General features: G+C 70.6%; 15 protein-coding genes, 1 tRNA gene and 2 pseudogenes. 11 read left to right on the top strand and 7 right to left on the bottom strand.

Annotated features, from left to right (window positions below):
• The first annotated feature begins 109 nt into the window (after nt 1–109).
• The gene (locus AB0M62_RS03270) at nt 110–1,432 is read left to right on the top strand and encodes an MFS transporter (protein ID WP_366072372.1); all 1,323 of its coding nucleotides are present in this window, start codon (nt 110–112) and stop codon (nt 1,430–1,432) included.
• 10 nt (nt 1,433–1,442) lie between these two features.
• Complete coding sequence (dapD, locus tag AB0M62_RS03265) at nt 1,443–2,432, top strand: 2,3,4,5-tetrahydropyridine-2,6-dicarboxylate N-succinyltransferase (protein WP_366072371.1); 990 nt, start codon at nt 1,443–1,445, stop codon at nt 2,430–2,432.
• Here dapD and dapA read toward each other — a convergent pair.
• The gene (gene dapA / locus AB0M62_RS03260; protein WP_366072370.1) at nt 2,429–3,406 is read right to left on the bottom strand and encodes a 4-hydroxy-tetrahydrodipicolinate synthase; all 978 of its coding nucleotides are present in this window, start codon (nt 3,404–3,406) and stop codon (nt 2,429–2,431) included. The genes dapD and dapA overlap by 4 nt on opposite strands.
• 189 nt (nt 3,407–3,595) lie before the next feature.
• Between dapA and AB0M62_RS03255 the strand changes: the two genes are divergently transcribed.
• A complete protein-coding gene (locus AB0M62_RS03255; protein WP_366072369.1) occupies nt 3,596–4,306 on the top strand; it encodes an antibiotic biosynthesis monooxygenase in 711 nt (236 codons plus the stop codon).
• Nucleotides 4,307–4,381: 75 nt separating this feature from the next.
• Here the strand turns inward: AB0M62_RS03255 and AB0M62_RS03250 are convergent, their stop codons facing one another.
• Complete coding sequence (locus AB0M62_RS03250; RefSeq protein ID WP_366072368.1) at nt 4,382–6,214, bottom strand: endonuclease/exonuclease/phosphatase family protein; 1,833 nt, start codon at nt 6,212–6,214, stop codon at nt 4,382–4,384.
• Nucleotides 6,215–6,406: 192 nt separating this feature from the next.
• Here AB0M62_RS03250 and AB0M62_RS03245 point away from each other — a divergent pair, with 192 nt between their 5' ends.
• The 5 genes and pseudogenes from AB0M62_RS03245 to AB0M62_RS03225 all read left to right on the top strand — a co-directional run bounded on the left by AB0M62_RS03245 (nt 6,407) and on the right by AB0M62_RS03225 (nt 10,317).
• Nucleotides 6,407–7,858 carry a hypothetical protein gene (locus AB0M62_RS03245; RefSeq protein WP_366072367.1) on the top strand — a complete coding sequence of 484 codons (1,452 nt, stop codon included), beginning with the start codon at nt 6,407–6,409 and terminating at the stop codon, nt 7,856–7,858.
• A gap of 124 nt (nt 7,859–7,982) precedes the next feature.
• Nucleotides 7,983–8,111, top strand: a pseudogene (locus AB0M62_RS03240) (alkaline phosphatase PhoX); the annotation flags it as partial.
• 42 nt (nt 8,112–8,153) lie between these two features.
• A tRNA-Tyr gene (locus AB0M62_RS03235) sits at nt 8,154–8,223 on the top strand.
• 227 nt (nt 8,224–8,450) lie between these two features.
• Nucleotides 8,451–10,028 (top strand): TROVE domain-containing protein, encoded by a 1,578-nt coding sequence (locus tag AB0M62_RS03230; RefSeq protein ID WP_366072366.1) that lies wholly within the window; start codon nt 8,451–8,453, stop codon nt 10,026–10,028.
• 61 nt (nt 10,029–10,089) lie between these two features.
• Nucleotides 10,090–10,317, top strand: coding sequence for a hypothetical protein (locus AB0M62_RS03225; RefSeq protein ID WP_366072365.1), 228 nt, complete (start codon nt 10,090–10,092; stop codon nt 10,315–10,317).
• 101 nt (nt 10,318–10,418) lie between these two features.
• On the opposite strand, the gene AB0M62_RS03220 is transcribed toward AB0M62_RS03225, so the two are convergent.
• From AB0M62_RS03220 to AB0M62_RS03205, 4 genes are all read right to left on the bottom strand, one after another.
• Nucleotides 10,419–10,595: a hypothetical protein gene (locus AB0M62_RS03220; RefSeq protein ID WP_366072364.1), complete on the bottom strand. Its 177-nt coding sequence runs from the start codon at nt 10,593–10,595 to the stop codon at nt 10,419–10,421.
• Nucleotides 10,596–10,733: 138 nt separating this feature from the next.
• Nucleotides 10,734–11,936 (bottom strand): TerD family protein, encoded by a 1,203-nt coding sequence (locus tag AB0M62_RS03215; protein ID WP_366072363.1) that lies wholly within the window; start codon nt 11,934–11,936, stop codon nt 10,734–10,736.
• 56 nt (nt 11,937–11,992) lie between these two features.
• The gene (locus AB0M62_RS03210) at nt 11,993–12,214 is read right to left on the bottom strand and encodes a hypothetical protein (protein WP_366072362.1); all 222 of its coding nucleotides are present in this window, start codon (nt 12,212–12,214) and stop codon (nt 11,993–11,995) included.
• A 67-nt stretch (nt 12,215–12,281) separates the two neighbouring features.
• Complete coding sequence (locus AB0M62_RS03205) at nt 12,282–13,106, bottom strand: NAD(P)-dependent oxidoreductase (protein WP_366072361.1); 825 nt, start codon at nt 13,104–13,106, stop codon at nt 12,282–12,284.
• 228 nt (nt 13,107–13,334) lie between these two features.
• On the opposite strand from AB0M62_RS03205, the gene AB0M62_RS03200 reads away from it, so the two are divergent.
• The 3 genes from AB0M62_RS03200 to AB0M62_RS03190 all read left to right on the top strand — a co-directional run bounded on the left by AB0M62_RS03200 (nt 13,335) and on the right by AB0M62_RS03190 (nt 17,266).
• Entirely contained in the window at nt 13,335–14,279 is a 945-nt protein-coding gene (locus AB0M62_RS03200; protein WP_366072360.1) for a 5-dehydro-4-deoxyglucarate dehydratase, read from the top strand.
• Nucleotides 14,276–15,445: a hypothetical protein gene (locus AB0M62_RS03195; RefSeq protein WP_366072359.1), complete on the top strand. Its 1,170-nt coding sequence runs from the start codon at nt 14,276–14,278 to the stop codon at nt 15,443–15,445. The genes AB0M62_RS03200 and AB0M62_RS03195 overlap by 4 nt, the downstream gene beginning before the upstream one ends.
• A 366-nt stretch (nt 15,446–15,811) precedes the next feature.
• On the top strand, nt 15,812–17,266 hold the full coding sequence (locus AB0M62_RS03190) for an NCS2 family permease (RefSeq protein WP_366072358.1): 1,455 nt from the start codon (nt 15,812–15,814) through the stop codon (nt 17,264–17,266).
• A gap of 19 nt (nt 17,267–17,285) precedes the next feature.
• Here the strand turns inward: AB0M62_RS03190 and AB0M62_RS03185 are convergent.
• Nucleotides 17,286–18,325: pseudogene (locus tag AB0M62_RS03185) on the bottom strand (penicillin-binding transpeptidase domain-containing protein).
• Nucleotides 18,326–18,415 lie beyond the last annotated feature (90 nt).

The following is an 18,415-nucleotide window of genomic DNA, read 5'->3' as shown; positions in this document are numbered from 1 at the left end:
CTCTCCTGTCTGCCGTCCGGCATGTCCCGTCCGCCGAACGGGCGTTGACCCGAGGCTGTCATGCTGACATAGTCCGTTCCCAAAGGGAACTCACTCGGGCGGGGGCGGAATGGGGATGCTTCGCGGAGTGCCGCGGACGGTCCGGCTGCTGGCGTTCGGCGGCTTCTTCAACGCGGTCGTCAGCTTCACCTTCATCTACCTCTTCGTCTATCTGACCGGGCCGCGCGGACTCACTGTCGGACAGGCCGGGCTGATCAGCGGCGTCGGCGGTATCGGCCTGGTGGCGGGCAACTTCACCGGCGGCTGGTTCGGAGACCGCTACGGCCACCGCCGGATGCTGCTCATCGGCTCCACCGCCGCCGGCGCGGTCCTGGTCACGCTCCCGGCGCTCCCGGTCTCCGCCCTGTACCTCGCGCTCCCGGCCGCCCAGTACGCCGCGGGTGTCGTCCGTGCCGCCAACTCCGCGCTCGTCGCCGTGTCGGTCCCGGAGGGCAGTCGCCGCCAGGGCTTCGCCGTCATGCGCTTCGCGGCGAACGCCGGGTTCACCGTGGGCCCGCCGCTCGGGGCGCTGGTTGCCGCCCGCTTCTCGTACGACTGGCTCTTCGTCGCCGACGGCGCCGGAACCCTGATCTTCGCCACCTACGCAGCCCGCGTCCTGCCGGCACACGGGGCCGTGCAGCACCGGCGCACGTACGAACCGGGGGCGCCCGGCCTCTTCCGGGAACTACGGGCGCGGCCCACCGTCCTGGTGCTCCTCGTCGCGATCGTCTGTGTCGACCTGGTCTACCGGCAGCAGTACTCCACCCTGCCCGTCTTCCTCGCCGACCACGGCCTGGACGCCCAGGTGTACGGCTGGCTGCTCGCCATCAACGGCGGCGTCATCCTCTGCCTCGAACTCCCCGCCGCGCACGCGCTGCGGGGGCGAGCCCCGCTCTCCGTCGTCGGCACCGGCCTGCTGCTGGTGGCGCTCGGATACGCCGTGCTGATTCCGGGAGCGGGGCTGCTGCTCGCGGTCACCATGATGGTGTCGCTGACGGCGGGCGAGATCCTCTACAAGACCACGGCCACGGCCTACGTCGCCGATCAGGCGCCGGACCATGCCCAGGGCCGTTTCCAGAGCCTGTACGCCGGGGCGTCGATCAGCGGCCAGGTTCTGGCGCCGCCACTCGGCGGCGCGCTCTACACCGTCGCGCCGGCCCTGCTCTGGCCCGCCTGCACGGTGCTCGCGGGGGCGGCGGGGGCGGCGGTACTGGCAGCGCGACGGCTGCGTGAACCCGTACCGGCGTCACAGCTCCCCGAACCCCTGTCGCCGTTGTCGACCAGCCGGGTGGGCGCCGCGGAAGCGGCCGGCGCGGCCGGTCCCGAGGGGGCGTCCGCCCGCGCGCGACCGGCACCTGAGACCGGTTCGCTCCCGGGCGGCCCGGGCGGTTAGGTTTTCTGTTATGACCGACACCACTGCTACTCGCTCCACCGGCGCCGTCGCCGCCGGACTCGCCACCCTCGCCGACGACGGCACCGTCCTCGACACCTGGTTCCCCGCACCCGAGCTCGTGTCCGAGCCGGGCCCCTCCGGCACCGAGCGGCTCACCGCCGAGCGCACCGTCGAGCTGCTCGGGGAGGCCGCGCCGAAGGCGATCGGGCCCGACCCGCGCCGCGGGGTCCAGGTCGTCGCCGTCCGTACGGTCATCGCCTCGCTCGACGACAAGCCGCTGGACGCCCACGACGCCTACCTGCGCCTGCACCTGCTGAGCCACCGGCTGGTCAAGCCGCACGGCCAGAACCTGGACGGCGTCTTCGGGCTGCTCGCGAACGTGGCGTGGACGAGCCTCGGCCCGGTCGCCGTCGACCAGGTCGAGACCGTCCGCCTGAACGCGCGGGCCGAAGGCCTGCACCTCCAGGTCACCTCGATCGACAAGTTCCCGCGCATGACGGACTACGTGGCACCCAAGGGCGTCCGCATCGCCGACGCGGACCGGGTCCGCCTCGGCGCGCACCTCGCCGACGGCACCACGGTCATGCACGAGGGCTTTGTGAACTTCAATGCCGGCACCCTCGGCACGTCGATGGTCGAGGGCCGGATCTCCGCCGGTGTCGTCATCGGTGACGGCACCGACATCGGCGGCGGCGCCTCCACCATGGGCACTCTCTCCGGTGGCGGCAAGCAGATCATCTCGATCGGCGAGCGCTGCCTCGTCGGCGCTGAGGCGGGCGTCGGTATCGCGCTCGGCGACGAGTGCATCATCGAGGCCGGGCTGTACGTGACCGCGGGCACCCGCGTCACGATGCCCGACGGCCAGGTCGTCAAGGCGCTGGAGCTCTCCGGCGCCGACAACATCCTCTTCCGCCGCAACTCGGTTACCGGCGCTGTCGAGGCCCGCCCGAACAACGCGGTCTGGGGTGGCCTGAACGAGATCCTGCACAGCCACAACTAGGGTCTGCCGTTTGGATCAGGCCGGACCCCGCCGGGCCGCCAAGATCCAGAGAGACCCTTAGCAGGCGCCGTGGCGGACAGGGCCTGGGTGAGCGCCGCGTACGCCTCCAGCAGCCCGTCGACCGTTTCCCGGTCGGCGGGCTGCAGCGGTTCGCGGACCGGTCCCGCGGGCAGGCCGAGTGCCGCGAGCAGCGCCTTCGCGGTCACCGTACCGGGGAGGCCGGAGGCCATCATCAGCTCCGTCAGCGCGAGCGTGCGCTGGTTCAGCCGCGCCGCCTCGGCTGTCTCGCCCGCGTCGTAGGCGTCCAGGACCGCCCGCAGCCGCGGCGCCGCCACATTGGCCACGGTCGAGACGAAACCGGCGCCGCCCACCGCGTACAGCGGAAGGTTCAGTTCCTCGCAGCCCGAGTAGTACGCGAGACCGGTGCGGGAAATGACCTTCGTGCTGCCCAGCAGGTCGTACGCGCAGTCCTTGACCGCGGTGATCCGCGGGTGATCCGCCAGCCGGAGCATGGTGTCCGGCTCGATACGGGTACCGGTGCGGCCGGGGATGTCGTACACCATCAGCGGGACGCCGACCGCGTCCGCGACGCGGCGAAAGTGCGCCTCGACGGCGTGCTGCGGCGGGCGGCTGTAGTACGGCGTGACCACCAGCAGACCATCGGCGCCCGCACGTTCGGCGGCCCGCGCCAGCTCGACGGTATGGCGGGTGTCCGCGCTGCCCACGCCGGCCAGCACGGTCGCGCGGTCACCCACAGCGTCCGCCACAGCGCGGATCAGCTCCGTCTTCTCGCGGTCCGTGGTCGTGGGGGACTCGCCGGTGGTGCCGCTCAGCACGAGTCCGTCGCACCCTCCGTCCACCAGATGGGCGGCGAGCTTCTGCGCGCCGTCGCCGTCGAGGGCGCCGACGTCGGTGAAGGGCGTGACCATCGCGCACAGAGCGCGGCCGAAGGTGTGCGGTGAGGGTGAGGGCATGACCGCAGTGTGGCCGCGCCGAGCCGTGCGGCTCCACTTAAATCTGCTTCAGCGACGGTGGAAGCGCCGCTACACGATGTACCGGACTCATGAGACGAGCACGGCACGGCTTGACCTCAACTTTGGTTGATGTCTGAGGATGGCTCTCGGCACGCACCGGCAGAAACGGCCACGACCGAGGAGATCCCCATGACCACACAGGCCGCCCTCGACGCACTGCCCGACCTCACCCGTTCCGATGCCCGGACCGTCGTGTCCAGCACGTGGGGCCTGGAAACGCCCGAGCGGCAGCGGGCCGCGGTCGACGCCATCGCAGAGGCCTGGCGGAGCCGGCCGTGGCCGAGCGAGGGCCTGCTCTCGTACACCGTCTACGCGGGCAACGACGGGGACACCCTGCTGCACTACTCGCAGTGGACGAACCCGGCCGCGTTCGCCGCGTTCACCCGCATCCACCGGGACGACCGTGTCGCGGACATCGACGCGGCGGTGCCCGGGATCAAGCGGCTGGGCCTCGGCCAGTACGAGCTCTACCGCAGCACCACCCCCCGGCCCGGTGACACCCCGGTACCGGAGGTCGTCGTGATCGTCGACGTGGAGTTCGAGGGGCCCGATCCGGAACGGCAGCGCGCCTGGGTCGACGCCGTCTTCGAGGCGATGGCCGGCGATCCGCATCCGCACCCCGGCGGGATCGCCGGGCACTTCCACGTGAGTACGGACGGCACCCGGGTGCTGAACTACGCGGAGTGGGAGAGCGAGCAGGCGCACATCGAGGCACTCGCCGCCCCCGGCGACGGCATCGGATCCGCCACTCCTCAGTGGCACCGGGTGCAGAACTATCCGGGCGTCACCGGGGGCGGCGTGAACAGGTACACGCCCGCACTGCGGCTCATCCCCGGCTAGGCGGCTTGTCCTCGGGGAGGAAGCCGGGGCCCGGCCGGGACGGCGGCCGGACCCCGGGGTCTTCATCCGGCCGTACTACGGACGGAAGCGCACGACCTGCGGGTCGTGGTCGCTGTTCTGGTCGGCGAACTCGGCGTTGATGTGCACGCTGTCGTAGCTGAAGTCGTCGATCGACGGGCTGGTCAGGATCTGGTCCAGAACCTGTGCGTTGCCCTGGAAGACGTACGAGTAACGCTCCGAACGCGGCAGGGACTTGATGGCCGGGTAGAGCGCACCGCCGTCCGTCAGTGCCTTCGTCGTCGCCGAGAACTCGAAGTCGTTGATGTCACCGACGACGAGGACGTCCGCGTTGCGCTGGACCTTCAGGATGTCCTTGACGAAGCTGTTGACGGCCTGCGCCTGGAGCAGGCGCTTGGCCTCCGAGGAGCGTACCGGCGGCTGGTGGTGCGAGGTGAGGGACTCGTCGCCGCCCTTCGAGCCGAAGTGGTTGGCGACCACGAAGACCGTACGGCCGCGGAAGGTGAACTCGCCCGCCAGCGGCTTGCGGCTGTTCTCCCAAGCCGTGTTGGCCGGGTCGATCCGGCCGGGTGAGAGGGTCAGGGCAGCGTGCCGGCCCTCCTGTACGACACCCGTCGCCGCTGTCGCGTTGCCGCCGGCGCGGTCGGTGAACGAGACCCGCTCAGGGTTGAAGAGGAAGACCTGGCGGATGTTGCCGCCCGGCTCGCCGCCGTCCTTGTTGTTCTCCGGGTCGACGGTGCGCCACTCGTACACCGGGCCCCCGGCGGCGACGATCGCGTCCGTGAACTTCTTCAGCGTCTGGTCCGCGGCGACCGTGCCGTCGTTCTTCGCGCCGTTGTTGTCCTGGATCTCCTCCAAGGCCAGGATGTCGGGCGAAGCGAGGTTGTCGACGACGGCACCCGCGAGCGCGTCGAACTTCTCCTGCGGGTCGCCGGGGTCGAGGTTCTCGACGTTGTACGTGGCCACGGCCAGCTCGCCGCGTCGCTGCGGCCGGGTGGACTCGCGCTCCAGACCCTCGTCCGTGACCGTGCCGAGCGTGCGCGCCGTCAGGGTGTAGCCGCCGAACTGGTTGAAGTCCAGCGGGCCTTCGGTCGTACCGGTCAGGAAGTCCCCGACGTTCGCCTTGGGGAACGGCTGTTGCGAGACCGGCGTGAGCTGCTGGATCTGCAGCCGGCCCGTGTTCTGGGAAGTGTACGAGCCGTAGACCGTGCCGCCGCGCCGGCTGTCGTGCTCGCGCGGCTTGACGGTCACCCACAGCTCGTTGAACGGGTCGGTGGCGCCCACGACACGGGACGTGCCGATACGGACGTTGCTGCCCTCCAGGGACTCGTAGTAGTCCAGGGCGGACGCACGCGGGGTGAGCGGAAGTGCGTTGATACTGCCGCCGGCCGCCGCGTCGCCCTGCGGGGTGTACGCCGCGGGCACGGACTTGGCCGAGATGGTGACCGGCGCGGGCAGCGCGTTGCCGGAAGAGACCACGGTCACCGTGGGCTTGGAGATCTGGGTGACCGACTGGTTGCCGGAGTTGATGCCGCCGGGGACGAACTCTCCGACGAGACCGGAGACCTTGACCGCGTCGCCCACGGCGACCGTCGGCGCCGAGCCGGTGAAGACGAAGACTCCCTCGCTGGTCGCGGCGTTGTCGTCGGCCTGCGGGTCCTGGAACCAGAAGCCCCTGGAACCGTACGTACGCACACCGGTGACGATGCCCTGGACATCGGTGACCTGCTGGCCGGCGAGCGGGGATATCCGTGTGGTGCCCTGGATGTCGTGGATCCGTACCTCGGCGGCGGACGCGGAGGAGGAACCGGCGAGCAGGCCGGTGGCCAGAGCGCCGGCCACGACGGCCGCTACAGCGGCGGATCTCGGAACGGATGAACGGGCTGACATGTATGGACTCCGGGTGGTCAATGAGGGACGGAGTGAGAGGTCTACGCGCGTCAATCTCTTGTGTGGCCAGGGGAGTTGTCAAGGCTTCGCAGGTATACGAAACCTGACGGGTACATGAACCCGATGAGATGGGGCGAAATGCGTCTACGCTGGGGCGCCGACCGATCCGTACCCTCCGAGGAGAACCAGCAGATGTCCGCAGAGCGCCCGACCCTGCCGCCGGTGCGGCTGCACTCCGACGCCGAGCTGGCACGCGACGCGCTCGCCACGCCGCTGATGGCCCGAGCCGTGCGGCTCGCACGCTGGGCCGGACCCGGCACCCGGGTCGGCGCGGGCGGTGAACTCGTCGAGGAGCAGCTGCAGGCCGCCGCCGAGGAGCTCGGACTCGGCGCGGACGAGGACGGCCCGGCGTACGCGAGCGAAGCGTGGCGACTCGCGGTCGACACCGGGCTCGTCGACGTCGAGGACCCGGCGGCGGGCGCCGGGGACGGCGCCCCGGGCGCCACCGTCACCGCGGGCGAGGACCTGGCTCTGGTCACCTCCGGCAGCCCGCGGGAGGTCCTCGAACTGTGGCTCGCCGGACTGGACGCCGTACTCGCCGACGCGACAGTGCCCCCGCTCGACGATCTCGTCGACGCCATGGAGGAGGGCGGCGAGATCGACTTGAGCACGCTGAACTGGGACCCGCAGGGCGAGGCCGACTTCCTGGACGGCGTTCTCGGCAACCTCTATCTGCTGTCCGTCAACGAGGGCGGTTCCGGAGAGGGGCCCGTGCCGCTGCCCGTCCTCGCCGCGTCGATGATCGTGCCCGACGACATGGGCGAGCCCACCGACGACGTCCTGGAGCAGGTCTCGGACGCGATGATGCGGCTCGACGACCAGTTCCGGCTGCTGGAGCCGATCGGACTCGTCGAATACCGGCCGGTGGACGACGAGTTGATGTCCGAGACGGACGAGGACTACGCCGAGCCCACCGACGAGGACGACGTTGCCCGATACGGGATGGTCCGGCTCACCCCGCTCGGTCTGTACGGCATCCGGGCGCGCATGCTCGAAGCGGGCTTCGACGCGCCCGCCGTCGGTGACCTGGTGGACAAGGGCGCCGACGTCCTGCTCGACTCCGTCGCCCGCTTCCCCGAGACCTCTGCCCAGGCGGAGATCGAGCAGTGGCTCGCACGCCGTGAAAACCTCGGCGCCGCACGCGATTTGCTGGCCGCAGCCCGCGGTGCGGACCAGGGCGCCCCGCTGCGCCGGCTCCGCTGCCAGCAGGCGCTGTCCCTGACCGGGCCGGAGGCCGAACCCGCACTGCGCGCAGTGCTCGACGACGCGGAACTGGGCGGCCTGGCCCGGGTCTGGCTGGCCGAGCGGGGCGCGGCCGACGTGCCGGCGCCGCCGGAGTCCATGGTTTTCTGGCTGACGATCGACACGATCGCCGCGCAGCTCGGCGCCGAGGGCGACTCGGCGGAGCTGCAGGGCCTCGTCGAGGGCCTGGTGGGGCAGCACAGCGGCTTCTTCGATGCGGCCTGGCGGGTGGACCATCCGGCCACCGCGGACGTCCTGGAGGCGATGGGCCGGCTGCACCCGGACAGGAAGGTGGCGAAGGACGCGCGCAAGGCGGCGTTCAAGGCCCGGTCCCGCCGGTAGGGACAGCGGTGCGCCCCGGTACCGGACCGGGGCGTCCTTCCGCGCCGGACCGGACGCCCCGAAGGTGTGCCTTTCGTCGTCGGCCCCGTGTTCAACTCCCGCTCGTCCGCGGCTTTACGTGGCGGAGCCCGAGTACAGCGAGTTCGCGGGCGTCGTCTTCTCGCCCGACGGCCGGACGCTGTACGCCAATATCCAGACCCCGGGCATCCTGCTGGCCATCACCGGCCCGTGGAAGCGTCGGACGCAGCAATAAAAGGCTTGGCGCCCCGCAGAGTTGCCCTCCTAAGGTGATGCACGTCCAGGTGCGAAGGCAGGACCTACTTCCACTGTAAATGGGGCGGCCGCGGGTTCGAGTCCCGTCATCGGCTTCGGGCCGGTGTAGCTCAGTTGGTAGAGCACCTTGTCGGTTCCGCCGACTTCGATCTCTGGACACTTCGACTTCATGCACCTCCCGGTGCGCAGGCTGCGGCTACTTCCTTCCACGAAACACGCCGCCGCCACTTCTGATCTCGGGAGGCCCAGCACGGGGTGCCTCTTGTGAGCACCCCCGTTCCGTGCTGTGCTTCCCCCTGCCGAATTCGGGGGAATTGTCATGGCACGCTTCAATCTCCGTACGACCAGGGCGCAGGCCACCTCGCCCGTGCAGACCACCGGGCGCGCCGCGTCCACCCACCAGGGCGGCCTTGGCTTCCTCCGGGACGCACGCTCCGAGCTCTTCCCGCTCGCGGTTGCCAACTTCGTTTCGCAGAAGTCCTTTTACGAGTCGCCCGGCGCCCGCGACGACCGCTTCACAGCCCTCGTGCGCAAGCTCGCTGTCGAGGACCCGCACTGGACGGCCGGTCTGCTCGCCTGGCTGCGCGGCGACGGAAACATGCGGACCGCCTCGATCGTCGGCGCCGCCGAGTACGTGAAGGCTCGCCTCGACGTGTCCGCGGAGTCCGGACCGACGAACCGCCAGGTCGTCGCCTCCGTGCTGCGGCGCGCCGACGAGCCCGGTGAGCTGCTCGCCTACTGGACCTCGCAGTACGGGCGCAACGTGCCCAAGCCCGTCAAGCGGGGCATCGCCGACGCCGTCCAGCGGCTCTACAACGGCAAGTCCCTGCTCAAGTACGACACCGCATCCAAGGGCTACCGCTTCGGCGACATCCTCAACCTCGTGCACGCCTCGCCGGACCCGGCGAAGCCGTGGCAGGGCGAACTGTTCCGGTACGCGCTCGACCGCCGGCACAACCCGGAGACCGCGGAGCCGCCCGCCTCGAACCGCACGCTGACGGCCCACCGGGCGCTGATGGCCGTCCCGGCCGAGGAGCGTCGGGCGGTCGTCACCGCACCGGACGGCGCGGAGCGCCTCGCCGAGGCGGGCTTGACGTGGGAGGCGCTGGCCGGCTGGCTGCAGGGTCCCATGGACGCCGCGGCCTGGGAGGCCGTGATTCCGTCCATGGGGGCGATGGCTCTGATGCGGAACCTGAGGAACTTCGACGAGGCGGGAGTCTCGGACGCGGTCGCCGCTCGGGTGGCGGCGAAGATCTCCGACCCGGACGAGGTCGCGCGCTCGCGGCAGTTTCCCTTCCGCTACCTTGCCGCGTACCAGCACGCGCCGTCGCTGCGCTGGTCGTACCCGCTGGAGAAGGCGCTCGGCCACTCGTTGGCCAATGTGCCGTCGCTGCCCGGCCGGACGCTGATCCTGGTCGACCGTTCGGGCTCCATGTGGTCGCCCCTCTCGGACCGGTCGCAGCTCAACCGGGCCGACGCGGCGGCTGTCTTCGGTACGGCGGTGGCGATGCGGGCCGCCGAGGCGGACCTGGTGGAGTTCGGCACCAGCAGCGCCCGCGTCATGTACGGCAAGGGCGAGTCCGTCCTCAAGGTGCTGAAGCGATTCGGTGACCTGGGCGGCACCTGCACGGCCGAGGCGGTGCGGGCCCACTACCGGAAGCACGATCGTGTCCTCATCGTCACGGACGAGCAGACGGCGTACAGCCACCACGGCGATGTGACAGCCCAGGTCCCGGAGCGGATTCCGGTCTACACCTGGAACCTGGCGGGTTACCGGGCGGGCCACGCGCCGGCCGGAACGCGTGGCCGGCACACTTTCGGAGGCCTCACCGACACGGCCTTCCGGATGGTGCCGTTGCTCGAAGCGGGACGGGACGCCGCCTGGCCCTGGGGCTGATCCAGGGTCCGGTGCCCGACGGGGATGGCTTGGCGGGGCTCGGGGGCGCATACTGAAGGTAATGACTAAGTCAGCCGGAGCCCGGCGCCACCTGCCGTCCAGTCCCTTCAACGTACCGGCCCCGGCCGCCCCACCGATCGAGATTTTCGCTGTGGGGGACCGGGTCTCACATGACCAGTTCGGCCTTGGAAGAGTCGTCGGAGTCGAGGGTGACGCCGCCGTGCTCATCGACTTCTCGGGTCGCCAGGGAAGGATTCTCAGTCCCTACAGCAAACTGACCAAGCTCTGAGGCAGCTCAGGGAGAGTGTTTCGCCGTCCCGTACCCGATCCCTCGGGTACGGGACGGACGTCTGTCCGCACTCCGTGTGCGTCGGGAACCGGAACCGAAGGCTAGGCCGCGCGCTCGATCGCGCCGCTGGTGGCCGCCGCCCATTCCAGCAGAAGCACTTCGTACTCCTCGGAGGGCCAGTCGCCGTCCACGCGGGTCTCGACGAGCCGGCGGATCGCTTCGTTCGCCTGGGAGGCGGAAGGACGCTCAGGACCGGCGGACATCGGAATGGTGGACATGCCTACAAGGCTACGGGCGGGCACTGACATCAAACCCCATTCCGGTCGTGGCGTCGGTCACGTGGAGTGCCCGCCCGTCACTCTCGGGATGTCCCTTCGGGTCGCGTCCAGCCCGCCCCTGACCTGCATGGCGGGCTCCTAGAGCGCCTGCGCCGCGGGCTTGACCATGCCGCGGACCGTGCGCGACTTCACAAAGTCGCCCATCGCCGTCATCTCCCACTCGCCGGAGAACTGTTTGATCAGCTTGGCCATCATCACGCCGGTCTGCGGCTCGGCGCCGGTCAGGTCGAAGCGGACCAGCTCCTCACCGGTGCCGGCGTCGATCAGCCGGCAGTAGGCCTTGGCGACCTCGGTGAACTTCTGGCCGGAGAAGGAGTTGACCGTGAAGACAAGCCCGGTCGCCTCGGCCGGCAGCCGGCCCAGGTCGACGACGATCACCTCGTCGTCTCCCGCGCCCTCGCCCGTGAGGTTGTCCCCGGAGTGCTTGACGGAGCCGTTCAGGATGGACAGCTTGCCGAAGTAGCAACTGTCGAGGTGGTTGCGTTGCGGGCCGTACGCGATGACGGAGGCGTCGAGGTCGATGTCCTTGCCGCGGAAGGCGGGCTCCCAGCCGAGACCCATCTTGACCTGGGAGAGGAGCGGCCGGCCGCCCTTGACGAGGGAGACGGTCTGGTTCTTCTGGAGGCTGACCCGGCCCTTGTCCAGGTTGATCTTTCCGGTGCCTGCCGGCGCGGCCGCCGGTGCCTGGGGGGCGGGCGGGGCGGGCGGGGTCACAGGGGCGGCGGCGACCGGAGCCGGGGCCACGGGCGCCGGGGCGGGCGGCGCCGCAGGGGCCGCGGGCTCCTCGACCGAGACGCCGAAGTCGGTGGCGATGCCCGCCAGGCCGTTGGCGTACCCCTGGCCGACCGCGCGCGCCTTCCAGGCGCCGCCGCGCAGGTAGACCTCGACGACCACGAGTGCGGTCTCGGCGCCCAGCTGCGGCGGGGTGAAGGTGGCGAGCACGCTGCCGTCGTCGGCGTTGCGGATGGTGGCCGTGGGTTCGATGCCCTGGAAGGTCTGGCCGGCGGCGTCGGGGCTGGCGGTGACCACGATCTTCTCGATGCCGGGCGGGACGGCGGCCGTGTCCACGACGATCGAGTCGGGGGCGGTCCCGCCGCCGGACCGGTAGGTGACACCGGCTCCCGACGGCTGGTTGTAGAAGATGAAGTCGTCGTCGGTGCGCACCTTGCCGTCGGCGGTGAGCAGCAGGCCCGAGACGTCGAGCCGCACCGGGGCGGCGACGTCCACCGCCACACGGACGGCGGACAGCGGGATGTTCGAGCCGGGGGTCATAGCGGTCATGTCCCGGGTAACGACCGAGGCCGCTTTGCCGTTCCCTTACCTTCGCCCCGACGGGTTCAGCGGCGGTTGCGCGGGTGTTCGCGGGCCGTGCGCTCGTTGCCGTGCTTGTACGCGCCGGTCCACCGGGCCATCACGAGCTGACTGTCGCCGGACTCGACCTCGGTCAGGAACTTCTCCGCCCGGGAGCCGCGCAGGCTGCCCGCGGCCCGTCCCAGGTGGGTGATGACGACCGTCCCGTCGCCGCGCTGTTCGTACGTGAACCCATGAGGTCTCGGCATGCCGACATGCTGCCTGCTGCCGCTCCCGCGAGTCGTCCGATTATTCTTGCCGGCGGGCCGGCGGGACTCAGCAGGGCCACATCGGCGGGTGGGTGCAGAAGTGGCCGCCCAGATGCGCGTGGTCGGGGTTGGCGGGGTCGAGCTCGCCCTGTTCCGCGATGAGCTTCTCGGCGTACTGCTCGGAGTCGTCCTGCGGTTCGTAGCCGAGCGCCCTGGCGGTCGAGAGGTCCCACCACAGGCGCGTGTTGGCCGAGGAGCCGTAGACGACGGTGTGCCCGACGTCCCCGGCGGTGAGCGCCGCGTGGAAGAGCCGCGCGCCGTCGCCCGGGCTCATCCAGACCGAGAGCATGCGCACCGAGCTGGGCTCCATGAAGCAGGAGCCGATGCGGACGGAGACGGTCTCCACGCCGTGAAGGTCCCAGAAGAGCTGGGCGAGATCCTCGCCGAAGCACTTCGAGAGGCCGTAGAGGGTGTCCGGGCGGCGCGGGGTGTGCACCGGGATCAGCGCGCTCGCGTCGAGCGGGGCCGTGCCCTGGGGGCGCGGGGTGAAGCCGACGGCGTGGTTGCTGGAGGCGAAGACGATCCGGCCGACGCCTTCCTCGCGGGCGGCCTCGTAGAGGTTGTACGTGCCCTCGATGTTGGCTCGCAGGATCTTGTCGAAGGGTGCCTCCAGGGAGATGCCCGCGAGATGGATGATCGCATCGACGCCGCGGACGGCTTCGCGCACCGCCTGCTTGTCGGCGAGTTCGGCCGTGACCGCCGCCGGCTCGCCGTCGACGGGGGCCATGTCGAAGAGCCGAAGCTCGTAGCCGTAGGCGGGCAGCAGTCCCCGCATCAGGGTGCCGAGGCCGCCTGCGGCGCCGGTGAGCAGGACGGTGCGCGTAGCGGGCATGAGCGGGTCTCCTGGGCATGAATTCGATCAGGGATTCATCCATGGACAGTATTCACATGCGTGGACAAGTTAGGGAGTGGCTCCGGAGCCCGTCAAGTGTCGCGCGGAGTGCCCGCGTCTGGGTCGGGGTTGCGGTTTCTCGTCTTGACCGCCCCGCGAGACTGCCCTAGCGTGGTCGCGTTCAGAAATATAGACATCGATCAGAGACATGCACGTCAGGGAGAGCCTGTGACCTCAGCACCGCTCGCCGTTCGACTCGCCCGGACCAGTGGGCCGCTGTTCTTCCCCGTGACCGCGTACGGACCGGACGGCGGCCTCGACCTCGATGTCTTCCGCGCCCATGTGCGCAGTGGGGTCGAGGCGGGCACAGCATCCGTCTTCGCCTGCTGCGGCACGGGTGAGTTCCATGCGCTGACCGCCGAGGAGTTCCGCAGGTGCGTCACCGCGGCCGTCGAGGAGGCCGCGGGCCGGGTGCCCGTGGTCGCGGGTACCGGCTACGGCACCGCCCTCGCGGTCCAGTACGCCCGGATCGCCGAGGAGGCGGGCGCCGACGGTCTGCTGGCCATGCCGCCGTACCTGGTGGTCGCCGCGCAGGAGGGGCTGCTGCGCCACTACTCCGCCCTCGCCGCCGCGACGTCGCTCGACGTCGTCGTCTACCAGCGCGACAACGCCGTCTTCACCCCGGAGACGGTCGTGGAACTCGCCGGCGTCCCCGGCATCATCGGCCTGAAGGACGGGTACGGCGACCTCGACCTCATGCAGCGCATCGTCAGCGCCGTCCGGACCGGACTGCCCGACCGGGACTTCCTCTACTTCAACGGCCTGCCCACCGCGGAGCTCACCGGGCTCGCCTACCGCGGCATCGGGGTGCTGCTGTACTCCTCCGCGGTCTTCTGCTTCGCCCCCGAGATCGCCCTCGCCTTCCACCAGGCCCTGAACACCGGCGACGACGTGACGGCGAACCGCCTGCTCGACGGCTTCTACCGGCCTCTGGCGGAACTGCGCAACCAGGGCCGCGGATACGCCGTCTCGCTGGTGAAGGCCGGCGTACGGCTGCGCGGCCTGGACGTCGGCGAGGTCCGCCCGCCGCTGAGCGAGCCGTCCGCCGCGCACATCAAGGAACTGGGTGAACTGATCGAGCGCGGACGGGCGCTGCTCGGCGGCGGCGAGTGAAGACCTCCGCCTTCCTCTACCCCTGGGACGTCACCGGCGACCCGGATGCCGCCGCACGCACCGCGGACCTCGGTGTCCAGCAGGTCACTCTCGCCTCCGCCTACCACTCGACGCGGGCCCTCACCCCGCGCCACCCGCGTCACCGGATCGTCACCGCCGAGCACGCGGCCGTGCTCTATCCGGTGGACGACCGCCGCTGGGCCGGCCGCGTACCGCGTCCCTACGCCGCCGGCCCCTGGGCGCCGGGCGACGCGTACGGCGAGGCCGCCGGGGCCCTCCGGGACGCCGGGCTCGATGTCCACACCTGGGTGGTTCTCGCCCACAACTCCCGGCTGGGCGCCGAGCATCCGGACACCTCCGTCGTGAACGCGTACGGTGACCGGTACCCCTGGGCGCCCTGCATCGCCCAGCCGGCCGTCCTCGCGTACCTGGTGGACCTCGCGGCGGAGGCGGCCGTACGGCCCGGGGCGCGCGGCACCGAACTGGAGTCCTGCGGCTGGTACGGCCTGGCCCATCTGCACGCCCATGACAAGATCGCGGGCATCGGGCTGGGGGACGCGGCCCAGTATCTGATGTCGCTCTGCTTCTGCCCGGCATGCTCCGACGGCTACGCCGGACTCGAGCTCTCCGGCGACGAGTTGAGCGCAGCGGTACGGGCCGCCCTGGAGCCCGTCTGGTCCGGCGCGGCGACCGGCCGCCCGGGCCCCGCCGGGATCGAGAAACTCCTCGGCCCGGACCTGGCGGCCGCCACCCTCGCCTGGCGCGCGAGGACCGCCCGTACGCTCCAGGACAAGGCGGTCGCGGCGGTACGGGCGACGGCTCCGCCCGGTTTCCAGGTCCTGCTGCATGCCGACCCGGTCGCCCATCACTGCGGCGCCAACGCCGGCGTCGACCCGGCCCGCATCCTCTCCGTCGCCGACGGCGTGGTGCTGCCCTGCACGGGCGGTGGCGCGGAGTCGATGCTCACGCCTTTCACCGCCCACCGCACCGACGCCTCCGTCCTTGCCGCCAACTTCACGGTCGTCTCAGGTATGGGCGGCAGCCCCGGCACTCTCGCGGAGGACGCCGCCCATGCGGCCTCGCTCGGCGCGACGGAGCTCAGGCTGTACCACGCGGGGCTGGCGTCGGACGCCGATCTCGCGCTCGTACGGGCCGCGCTGAGCTGACCGGCACCATCGCGGTCAGCAGCCCGGCCACTCGGTGCACGCCAGCAGCAGGCGGTGGTCCGCCACGGCCACCCAGGAGGCCCCTGCGGACCGGGCAGTCGCCCTGTCTCACGCCTCCCACACGGCGTGGTCGTGGGCGAACAGCACTCGCCGCGGCTGAACTCCGCCAGCCGGTCCAGCCAGGGGCGGTACGGCAGCCCGTGCCCCGCCCGGGGCAGGTGCCGGCCCCGTACGCCGGCTGACGGACCGGACTGTCCCATGCGTCACCGGGCTGTCCAATGCGTTACCTGAACGGAACCTGAACTTCCCCTCGGACGGGAACAATCCAGCTACCCAGCAATGGATCACCCGCCACCGAGGAGAGCCATGTCAGGACAGGTTACGGAGAAAGCCGCGCCACCACCCGCCCCACCGTCCCAGAACGCGGTCGACCGGTACTTCAGGATCACCGCCCGCGGCTCCACCTTCGGCCGGGAGATACGCGGCGGCTTCGCCACGTTCTTCACCATGGCGTACATCCTGGTGCTCAACCCCATCATCCTCGGCAGCGTCGAGGACAAATTCGGGTCCCACCTGTCTGGGGCCCAACTCGTAACGTCTACCGCCCTGGTGGCCGCCGTCATGACCGTGATCATGGGTCTGGGCGGCAATCTCCCACTTGCCATCGCCGCCGGGCTCGGCCTCAACGCCGTGGTCGCCTTCCAGATCGCGCCACTGATGAGCTGGCCGGACGCGATGGGCCTGATCGTCCTCGAAGGGCTGCTGATCTGCGTCCTGGTCGCCACCGGACTGCGCCAAGCCGTCATGCAGGCCATCCCGCAGTCCCTCAAGCAGGCCATCAGCGTCGGCATCGGCCTCTTCATCGCCTTCATCGGCTTCATCGACGCGGGCTTCGCCACGCGCATCCCCGGCGACGCCGGAGCCGTCCCGGTCCAGCTGGGGACGGCCGGTCAGCTGTCCGGCTGGCCCGTTCTGGTCTTCTGCCTGGGCGTTCTGCTCACCGTCGCACTGCTGGCCCGCAAGGTGAAGGGCGCGATCCTCCTCAGCATCGTCGCCATGACGGTGCTCGCGATCGTCATCAACGGGATCGCCGACATCAAGCCGATCGCCTGGGGCCTGACCGTCCCGGCGGTGCCCGACGACATCGTCGCGGCCCCCGACTTCGGACTGGTCGGTTCCTTCAGCTTGTTCGGCGCGTTCGAGCAGGTCGGTGTGATCACGCTCGTGCTGCTGGTGTTCACGCTCATCCTGAGCGACTTCTTCGACACCATGGGCACGGTCGTCGGCGTCTCCAACGAGGCCGGTCTCCTCGATGAGCGCGGCAACGTCCCCGACCTCGGCCGGGTCCTGCTGATCGACGGTGCGGCGGCTGCCGTGGGCGGCGCAGCCTCGGCGTCCTCCAACACCTCGTACATCGAATCGGCAGCCGGCGTGGGCGAGGGCGCGCGCACCGGCTTCGCCTCTCTCGTCACCGGAGGGCTGTTCGCCCTTGCCCTCTTCCTCACCCCGCTCGCCACGGTCGTGCCGGCCCAGGCGGCGGCGCCCGCGCTGGTCGCCGTGGGTTTCCTGCTGATGACGCAGGTACGCCACATCGACTGGCAGAAGTACGAGGTCGCGATCCCGGCCTTCCTCACGATCGCGGTGATGCCGTTCACCTATTCGATCACCAACGGCATCGGCGCGGGCTTCCTCGCGTACGTCGTCATCAAGTCGGTGCTGGGCCGGGCCCGGGAGGTCCACTGGCTGCTGTGGGGGACCGCGGCTCTGTTCGCCGTGTACTTCGCGATCGACCCGGTGGAGCAGCTGCTCGGCGTGACCTGAGCGGGCCCGGCGCCGGGCACTACCGCAGGGCTGCCTTCATCACCTTCTGCGCGACCGGCGCCGCCAGTCCGTTGCCGCTGACCTCGGAACGAGCCGCTCCGGAGTCCTCGATGATCACGGCGACGGCGACCTGTTCGCCGTCGCCGCCTTTCGCGTAGGAGGTGAACCAGGCGTACGGCGTCTTGCTGTTGCCCACGCCGTGCTGGGCCGTGCCCGTCTTGCCGCCGACCTCCGTGCCGCTGATCCTCGCGTTGCTGCCGGTGCCGTCCTCGACGACGGTCCGCATCGCGCTGCTCAGCTGCTCGGCCGTCGACGCGCTGACGATCTGTTCGGACTCCGGATCCTCGAAGCTCTGCAGTGTGCTGCCGTCGGCGTCGGTGACCTCGGAGACCATGGGCGGGGCCACCAGCTCGCCCCGCCGTTGGCGATCGCCGCGGAGACCATGGCGATCTGCAGCGGGGTCGCGGTGACCTCGAACTGGCCGATGCCGCTGTAGGCCGTGGACGGCTTGTCCATCCCGGACGGATAGATGCTCTTGGAGGCCCGTACCGGCACGTCGAGCTTGTCGTCATTGAAGCCGAACCTCTCCGCCATCGCCCTGACCTTGTCCTCGCCCAGGTCGACCGCCAGCTTCCCGAACACGTTGTTGCAGGAGTACTGCAGAGCGGTGCGAAGGGTCGCGTTCTCGCAGGGCGCGGACTTGTTCTCGTTCTCCAGGACGCGGCTCGTGCCGGGCGGGCTGTACGGGTCGGGGCTGTCCGTCCGTGAGTCCACGGACGCGTACAGCCCCTCCTCAAGTGCCGCGGCCGCGACCACCAGCTTGAAGGTCGAACCGGGCGGCAGCGGCTGCCGCAGCGCGCGGTTCACCAGCGGCTTGTCCGCGTCCCCGGTCAGCTGCTTCCAGGCCTCCGTGTCGTAGCGCGCGATGGTGGTCCGCCGGTTGTGCTTGTCGTCTGCGAGGGCCTCGGCCTTGTACGCCTGCACCCAGGTGACCCGCACCAGCAGGGCGAGTATGAGCAGCAGGGAGAAGACCGAAGCGCGCCTGATCGTCTTGTTCATCCCACAGCAGGGACGAGCGGGCGCACCCGCGTCGTTCCGGTCCGTCCCGGTTCTCACGATTCATTCATCTGCCGCCGGGGCGGTGGGCAC

The organism is Streptomyces sp. NPDC051219 (assembly GCF_040682335.1).
Classification (GTDB): Bacteria; Actinomycetota; Actinomycetes; order Streptomycetales; family Streptomycetaceae; genus Streptomyces.
This window is presented reverse-complemented; position numbering and strand designations above follow the sequence as displayed.